We start from the raw sequence: 9630 nt of genomic DNA on the forward strand, positions 1-9630 counted from the left end.
GGCTTTTAAAAAAACAAGGTTCCGTAGTTTTTTAATACTAATTTAATCGGGTTTCGGAATTGGCATAACAAGCATTTAGCCTAAGACTAAAATTGCGGCATGAAGGTAAATAAAATTCATATCCGAACAAAAAAATTCGGATATGCGGAAAGAGATACAGGGTTGAAGCGGCGGAATCAAAAGTCCACCGCGTAGTTTTATATCCACGGCCCTGTTATAATACTAATCCAGGCTTTGATCAGTGCCCGAGACGTTCTGTTTTTTCCAGGTGTTTCAAAATATCGCGGCGTTCTATCCAGGGCGTACGCAGTTGCTTTTTCGACAACAACTGTAACTGGTCCCCGATATGCCGGCTACCAGGCTGAGAAGCGTTGCCGTAGCTGAGCAATACGCGGGCTTTTATTTTCCTGCCGAATTCCACCGCCGCCACATAAGTGTCTCCTGCCAGCGCACGCATTCTTCCGTCAGCATCCTGCATGAATTCGATCGTACGGTAGATACCGTAATTACCGGGGCCTCCGTTTGCGGGAAAATCGTATGCTCCTCCGCGAAAGCGGAATATTTCTCCCCAGGGCACCTGCAACGACCCAAACATTTGATGTATCTCCATGGCCGCAATGGATAACAGCTTTACCGCGGTTACGGAGTCTTTCAGGCCTGCAGGTGTTTCTGTAGGATGTGCAGGATCCCAGGACAACTTAAACATGGTATCATCAAGCTTGGAATACCAGTTAATAAAAAGCATCCCGCCGATGCTTGCTCCGTCTGTGGTGCGGTCCCAGTTGCGCAATACACCGGCTGCCGCCTGCGCGATAGGATCAGGATATTTTTCTGCCGCCGCAAGCAGCTCATCAAGGAACCGGTCTGCCACTTCCACACCGGTATTAAGTTTGTACTTCACAAGGTCGTCAAAAGTAACGGAGAAGTTATTCCTGATCATATTCACCGCGCGCTGCGGGCGGAATCCCATGCCAACGGGCGACATGTACGACGGATAAGCTGAAGGGGACAATACCGACGGATAGGTACAGTACCACGGAGGATCATTGGCATTTTGTATAAAGCCGGTACGGGGATTGAATAACTTCGGCATATCGTTATAACGATGCGTCTGGCTCCAGGAATTCTTCGACTGGCTGCCATCAATGGTGCCGTGCCAGAAGTTCCAGTCACCGGAAGTACGCACCGGAACGTTACCGCCGAAAAAATACCCGATATTGCCGGCCTTATCTGCATAGATGACATTGAACAAAGGCAACTGCATACGTTGCAACGCTGCTTCAAACTCCCGGCGGTCAACAGCTTTGGCCATCAGGTGCCATTCATAAAAAAATCCTGCACTGTCAAGCCCGGCTATTTTGATCGTATACGCTTTGTTGTCTTTTACGCCCAGTACCGGTTCATCACCCGCATACTGCAGGATGGTGGTATCATTTTTCACCGTACAATCAGGCTGTCTTATCTGAACAACGGTAGTATCGTACTTAAAAGGCACAATGGTACTGTCTACCAGGAAACCGTTGTCTTTAAGCGTATAGGCGTACCGGTCTGCCGCATCAATAGTGTTTACGGTATGTGTCCAGCCAAGATGCTCATTAAAGGCGATTGTCAGTACAGGCATACCTACCAGCGAAGCGCCGTAGGCCTGGAACCCCGGCGCCTGCAGATGCGCTTCAAAAAAAGTATAGAAATCAAACCAGGGCAGATGCGGGTTAGCCAGCAACATGGCGTTGCCGGAGGCGGACCTGGACCGGCCAACAGCATACGCATTGGAACCGGGGTTTAAGATCGGATTGAGGGCTGCATTGTCTTCTGCCGCCAGGAACTCCAGGAAAAAAACGCGGACGGCATGTGCCATGACATCCTCACCGGTGACAGGTAATATCTCTTTAAACGGAGCTTTAATCGTTTCAGGATGGGCAGCCACATAATCGTTAATACCAGCTGCGAATGCATCAATGTATTTTTTCATCTCATGCCCCTGCCTGGCATAAGCCTCCCTGCCAAGCTCCGGCACTTTAAAGAGCCTTATCTTTTTATCAGCGGCCGCAAATTCAGCTCCCCAATATTCTGCCGAACGGCCACGGGCAATACCGTATAAACGAAGCAGCAGGTTACCATGGTTATGCATCTGCGCCCATCCGAACGCATAATACATTGCACTGGTATTCTTCGCATAGATGTGCGGCACCCCATAGGTATCCCATAAGATATCCGCTTTTTTTGAGTGATGCGCCGGCACTCCCGCTCCGGCAATATTAACGTAGAAACACAGGGACAGCCAAAGGGATAATCGGACAAACTTCATACAGGCTATTTTATTTTATAATGGTGATGACAATATGTAAGTATATTTTCTGCCAGGATAGCTACATGCGGCGATTTAACCAGCGTATGATGATCTCCCGGCGTTTGCATCAATGTCAGTTCCGGCGCATACTGTTTCCATCCAAGCATATCGTCAGCAGTATATGCTCCGTTTTCTGCCCTCACGGCCAGTAAAGGCGCCGTCATCTTATTTTCCGGAATGTAAGGTATCCGGATGCTGTTCAGTTCCAGGTCCAATACCCGGAAAGCCAGTGACAGCATACCGTTATTATCACGTACATTCTCCCTGACCGCCGTCTTCATCTTTGTCACAGTCTCCACCAGTGAACAGTCAGCAGTGGCCGCCTTCAAGTCATTGATCCAATCGGGACAAGGCACTGTAATCAGTTGATGCTGCAGCAGGAACTCTTGCAGCCCGGACAACAGCTGTTCATTCAAATGCTGATGCTCCTGTATATCTTTCCTTGCATCCGGTGGAGTGTCCAGGAAAGCAGCAAAAGCTACCTCCTCCCCCTTTATTTCCAGCTGATGGACCATTTCAAAGGCAACGAAACAGCCGAATGAATGCCCTATAAAACGATAGGGACCAACAGGCTGCACTTCCTTTATCCAGGCGATGTGCTGCTCAGCAATCTGCTCCATGCGCTGTAACAGTTGCTCATCTTCATAAATCCCCGTCATCTGCAAACCGTATACAGTAAAGGCTTTGTCCAGTGCAGCCGCCAGTTCACCATAACCCTCGCTGGTACCGCCGGAACCCGGAAGTATAAACAGGGGTGCGCCTTCCCTGTTATGATTAAGCGGCAACAAATGCCTGGTATGCATCGCCGGAGCATATACATCCTGTTTTTCCAGTAAATCAGAAAGACCGGCAATAGTGGGATGATCAAAAACATCGGTAATGGTGACGGTCTTTTTCAGCGTTTTACGGATGGATGCTATCAGCTTGATGGTAAGCAATGAATGCCCTCCCCTGTTAAAAAAGTTATCGTATATCCCTATCCGTTCCACCTCCAGCAAATCTTCCCATATAGCCGCGAGCGATGACTGCAATGGCGTCTGAGGCGGAGCATACGTATCCTCTTCCTGGTTATCGCCTGGTTTGGGCAAAGCATTCCTGTCTATCTTTCCATTGTTGGTGAGCGGAATGACTTCCAGCGGGACCAGATGTTCCGGTAACATATACCCTGGCAAAAACTGTTTCAACCAGGCCATGATACCGTCGTTATCAAAATCGCCTTGTGGTACTACATAAGCCGTAATTTGTTGTTCCTGTGTCACTACAACGGCCTGTCTGACCAGAGGAGAAGCCTGTAGCACATGCGCTATTTCGGCAGGCTCTATACGGTAACCGCGGATCTTTACCTGGTCATCCATACGCCCCAGGTATTCCATATTGCCATCGGGCAGCCAACGGCCCAGGTCACCAGTGCGGTACATTTTGCCACCGTGAAAGGGATTATCCGTAAATCTTTCCGCTGTGAGCTCCGGCCGGCGCAGGTATCCCCGGGCCACTCCTGCCCCTCCTATATATATTTCTCCGGTTACGCCTTGCGGCACCAGCTGACGACGGTCATCCAGCAGATATAATTGAATATTATCCACGGGCTTACCAATATGAATGACCTGTCCTTCCTGCGGCCGGAATGCATAGGTGTTACAGCCTACTGTAGCTTCTGTTGGCCCATATTCATTTACAACGGTTACATTCATTCCGGTCAGGAAAGCCACATGTCCGGGCAACAGCGCTTCTCCTCCTATCACAAGCGTTGACGCCGGGCAAGCCGCCTGGCGGCGTTGCATGGCTTCTTCCAGCAACGGCAGGTGTGCGGGGGTTAATTTGATAAAGTCATAGGGCGCATGCTTCCACAACAACTCGTCTTCAAACACCATCGTTTGTGGCGCCGCACTTATCACCACCGGTTTACCGGATATGAGCGGCATAAAGAGGGCGGTTATCGCTGCATCGAATGTATAGGACAGGTGTATAAAACTACCTGTCGCAGCACTTTCCCCGGCGACATAAGCGGTCTTATTATTACAGAGATAATGTAAAAGGCTGGCGTGTGAGATCATTACGCCTTTGGGCACGCCGGTACTGCCGGAAGTGTAAATAATATAGGCGAGGTCCTCACTTGCGGGATAATCTGTCAGCGGCATCTCTGCAGCTGTATCAATCTGCGATGTAATGATCATTTTCGCATGGACATCCGCTAAAGCCCGGGCTCCTTCTTCACTGCACACCACCACCTCAGCAAGCGTATCTTCCAGTACATGACGGATGCGCGCCGCCGGGAATGCAGGATCCACGGGAACATACGCAGCCCCTGCTTTCAGGATGCCCCATATGGCAGTTATCATATCAATCCCGCGCTCAAAGCACAAGGGCACCATCATCCCGGGTCCTATGTTGTGTTTATGGCGTAAAAATGCAGCCAGCCTGTTGGCACGGTCATTCAATTCCCTGTAGCTGACTGTCCCGGCAGCAGCGACCACCGCAATACCATCAGGATTACGCAATGCCTGCGCCTCCAACAGATGCACCACAGTGGCTGAAGGCGGTATGGGGGCTGAAGTATTATTGAAAATATGCAGCAACCGGTATTCCTCCTCCTGCGTAAGCAGCGGCAACGCATCGACAGTTGACAACGGCTCGTTTGCGATAGCATTCAGCAACAGCCCGTAGGACGCCACCATACGCCGGATCGTATCCGGCAGGAACAAATCGCTGCGGTATTCTATACTTATATGCAACTCATCCCCGGCCTCCATCACAGACCAGTTAATATCAAACTGCGTGGTATTGCGCACTACCGGGGCGGCGGACAAGCTCAACCCGCTGAGATGAAGCCCGGATGCTACCGGCATATTAGGCATGCCAAACAATACCTGGAAGATCGGATTACGGGTCGTATCCCTTTCCTTCACTACCGCTTCCACCACTTTTTCAAAAGGCACCTCCTGGTGCTCGAAGGCTTCCAGCGTCATTTGTTTTACCTGTTGCAGGAACGTTGCAAAGGCCGGTCTTCCTGACAGATCGCTGCGAAGCGCCAGTGTATTAATGAAGAACCCGATCAGTCCTTCCAATTCCTGTTGCTGCCGGCCGGCTGCGGAGCAGCCTACACAAATATCCGTTTGTCCGGTATACCGGTACAATAACACCTTAAATGCTGCCAGCAATGTCATAAACAGTGAAACACCGTGACCAACTGACAGCTGCTTCAGCTTCGACGCTAATGCCTTATCCAGCACATATTGGAAAGTGGCGCCATCATTACGTTGGACTGCAGGCCGCCGGAAATCGGCTGGCAACTGCAGCAGCGAGACATCCTGCAACTGCCGTTTCCAATACGCCAGCTTTTCGCCCAGGATGTCATCCGTTAACATCTTACGTTGCCAGACCGCATAATCTGCATATTGTATCGGCAATGGCGGCAGATCTGCTTTTCCGCCGGAAACAATGGCATTGTACAAGGATGATAATTCACTAATTAATATTCCGGCAGACCATCCATCACCAGCAATATGATGCAGGGTGAGCGCCAGTGTATATTCTCCCCCCTGGGCGCAAATCAGCAGCCCGCGCAGCATATCATCCCGGGAAAGATCAAAGGGCTTATTGGCCAGGCTGTTTACCTCTTCATCATTCACCTCCCCGTTTATGACCGTCAACTGCCAGCTGCCGGGAGCTTTCACATGCTGATATGGGCGTCCGTCTGTAACCTTTACGGTAGTACGTAATATTTCATGCCTGTTCACTATTTCACGCAACGCCCTTTCCAGGGCAGGAATATTCAGTTGACCTTTTAACTTCAGGACGGCGGGCATGTGAAACTGTACACTTCCGCTGAGCTGGTCAATGAACCACAGGCGCTCCTGGTTAAAGGACAGCGGTATGCGGTCAGGACGCTCACCCGCTGTTATAGCGGGCAGCCGGCCCTCCTGTGTCAGCCCGCCGATAAAGGCGGCCAGCTCCGCGATTGTCGGATACCGGAACAATGCTCTGACGGGAAGCTCCACCTGCAGGCGGTTGCGTAACACCGCTGCCTCACGCATCGCCAGCAGGGAATGACCTCCCAGCTCAAAGAAATTATCGTGAACGCCTATATTCCCCACACCCAGCAATTCTTCCCAGACCTCTACCAACAGAGTTTCCAGCGGACCGGAGGCCGCAACATATACCCGTTGACCTCCTGTACCCAGATCAGGCGACGGCAACAAACGCCTGTCTATTTTCCCATTGGCATTCAGTGGGAATGCATCCAGCTCAACGAAAAAAGAGGGGACCATATAGTCCGGAAGCCGCTGCCTGAGGGCAGAGCGGATATATTCCCGATCATAGTCTTCTGCAGGCACGATATAAGCGACTAACTGCTTCCCGCTTCCGGCGTGGGTATGTACGGTTACCAACACCTGTTTTACACCGGCAAATTCCTGCAACACATTCTCTATTTCTCCCGGTTCTATGCGGTAGCCGCGGACCTTCACCTGGTCATCGGTGCGGCCCATAAAAGTGATCTGACCATCTGCTTCCCGGCGGGCAAGGTCCCCCGTCCGGTAAATACGCTCTCCCGCCACAAATGGAGATGACAGGAAACGGCCCGAGGTCAGCTCCGGGTGGTTCAGGTAACCACGCGCCACTCCGGCGCCACCCACATACAACTCGCCGGTCACGCCTAACGGTACCGGCTGCAGCAAGCCGTCCAGGATATACGCTGTCCTGTTCGACAGCGGTATACCTATGGGCGTAACCGCCCGCTGCCTCTTCCCATCGATATGGTAACTCAGGGAAAAGGTGGTGTTCTCGGTAGGACCATAGATATTACTCACCGCAATCGAAGGATAAGCCGCCTGCAGTTTCTCCACATGTTTTTCTGACAGCTTCTCTCCTCCCGTCAGGACTACTTCCAATCCCGCAAAAACAGTGATATCGGTATCCACCAGCTGATTGAACCAGCTGGTTGTAAAGAACATCTTATTTACCCTTTTGCCTTGCAACTCTCCTTTCAATACGGCAACATCCAGCAAGTCATGCTCCCGGCTCAGTACCAGGCGGCCGCCATTGAGCAGCATACCCCAGTATTCAAAGGTCGTGGCATCAAACGACACCGACCCGGCTGACAGGACCGCATCTGCCGGCGTAAATGAAATATAACCGGGGTCACTTACCAGGCTGATTACATTACGATGCTCTACCAGCACTCCTTTCGGACGACCGGTAGAACCGGAGGTATACATCACATATGCCAGGTTATCTGCACGCAGCTCCACCGGTGAATGATCCCCTGTTACCGCGATAGCTGCCAGTGTATCGGTGCATACTATCTCCTGGCCCGTTTGCAGTGAGGCCAGCCGGGCGCTGTGATCACTGACGGTAATCAGCAATGGCCCCGCCAGGTCTGACAGGATATAACGGACACGGTCATCCGGATAATCCGGATCAATGGGCGCATAAGCCCCGCCGGCCTTCAGAATCGCCAGCAGTATCACGATCATGTCCGGAGCGCGGTGCATACATACAGGCACCAGTGTTTCAGTAGTAACGCCCTTGTACCGGAGATAGCCCGCCAGCGCGTCAGAACGTTCATCCAGCGCAGCGTAGGTCAGTGTAATATCCCCAAACGCTACTGCTGTCGCCTCCGGACGAAGAACGGCCTGCTGCCTGAAGAGATCCGGTATGGTGGCGGCAGAGGGATATTCAGCAGCGGTGGCGTTGAAGTCAAACAACAGCCGCTGTTTCTCAGCTTCCTCCAGCATCGGCAACGCTGCCACCGTAGCAGAGGGCGTGGCTGCCACCGCATGCAACAGCTGCCGGAAATGACGCACCATCCGTTCAATGGTCGCCGCTTCGAAAAGATCTGTGCTGTATTCTATGCAAGCATGGAGTTCCCCTCCCTGTTCCTGCAACAAAAACGTCAGGTCAAATTTGGCCGTGTCTGACTCCAGCGGTTCCGGGGAAATATGGAGGCCACTCAGGCGTATATCAGGTACAGGAGGCGTATTCTGTAAGATAAACAACACCTGGAACAGCGGGTTTACACTTACATCCCGTTCTCTCACTACCGCTTCCACTATTTTTTCAAGTGGCACCTCCTGGTGGTCGTAAGCCGCCAGCGTGGTATCTTTTACATTTTTCAGCAATGCGGTAAAAGACATGCCCGGTAATACTTCGGTACGCAAAGCCAGGGTATTCACAAAAAAACCGATCAGTCCTTCCAGTTGCCGGAGAGGCCTTCCGGCAATGGGGCTGCCCACACAAATATCTTCCTGCAAAGTATAGCGGTAAAGCAATACTTTAAAAACAGCCAGCAATGTCATAAACAGTGTGGTTCCTTCCTGTTGTGAAAGCGCCTTCAACGTATCCGTGACCTCTTTATCAATGTTGAAATGATATTCACGTCCACGGAACCCCGGCAGCAGCGGACGGGGATGATCTGTGGGCAGCTGTAGTGTGGCTACATCCGCCAGCTTCTTTTTCCAGTAGTCCAGTTTCCGTTCCAGCACCTTTTCTTTCAGGAAATTGCGTTGCCATATGGCATAATCCGCATATTGTATCCCCAGGTCGGGCAGTTGTGGCCTGCAGCCCTGAACGGCCGCATTGTACAGCTCTACCAGCTCTTCCACCACGATACCTGCAGACCATCCGTCTGCGGCTATATGATGGAGCGTTAGTACAAGCAGGTGTTCTTCTTCTGCCAGTACGATCAAACGCGCCCTTAGCATATGGTCCCTGGAAAGATCGAATGGCTTTTCTGTACTGCTCATCACGTATTCTCTCAGCTTGTCCGCATCGTCTGCAATACCGGGAATGTCTGCTATCTCCAGGGTCCATTTATCCCGGTCCAGCAATTGCTGATGAGGCACCCCGGCAGTGGATGTGATCACGGTGCGCAATACCTCATGCCGGTTCACGATCTCCTGTAAAGCATCTGTCAGCATCTCTTTTTTGAGATTGCCCCGCAAACGCAGCAACACATTGATATGATAGGGCACGCTCCCTTCCATCTGGTCAATAAACCACAAACGTTCCTGGTTGAACGACAGCGGCACCGGCCCTGACGGCCGGTGCGCAGTAAGCGGTATATCTGTACTGCCCTTTGTATGCTGCTGAAAATATTCAATCAGGTGTGGTTTATTATGCTTCAGCTCTTTCAATAGCGAAGGGTCTATTTCATTATTTCTATGCATTTGCACCACCAGCTCACCCTCATCGTAGATGATCTTTATACCGTTATCATTGGCACGTTTCAATAAACTGATGGTATCGGTTAACCTGCTATTAGTCATGTGTAATAATTTATT

General features: G+C 51.3%; 2 protein-coding genes. Both read right to left on the minus strand.

The genetic code is table 11. The features are described from left to right. Positions 1-238 precede the first annotated feature (238 nt). The gene (locus HF324_RS21970; RefSeq protein WP_168860838.1) at positions 239-2308 is read right to left on the minus strand and encodes a penicillin acylase family protein; all 2070 of its coding nucleotides are present in this window, start codon (positions 2306-2308) and stop codon (positions 239-241) included. A 5-nt stretch (positions 2309-2313) separates the two neighbouring features. Continuing rightward, positions 2314-9615 carry a non-ribosomal peptide synthetase gene (locus tag HF324_RS21975; protein WP_168860839.1) on the minus strand — a complete coding sequence of 2434 codons (7302 nt, stop codon included), beginning with the start codon at positions 9613-9615 and terminating at the stop codon, positions 2314-2316. Between the last annotated feature and the right edge of the window lie 15 nt (positions 9616-9630).

Source organism: Chitinophaga oryzae, from assembly GCF_012516375.2.
GTDB lineage: Bacteria > Bacteroidota > Bacteroidia > Chitinophagales > Chitinophagaceae > Chitinophaga > Chitinophaga oryzae.

Excerpts from the sequence above, each read along its gene's own strand:
- HF324_RS21970 (WP_168860838.1), bottom strand. The coding sequence starts at position 2,308 with ATGAAGTTTGTCCGATTATCCCTTTGGCTGTCCCTGTGTTTCTACGTT.
- HF324_RS21975 (WP_168860839.1), bottom strand. The coding sequence starts at position 9,615 with ATGACTAATAGCAGGTTAACCGATACCATCAGTTTATTGAAACGTGCC.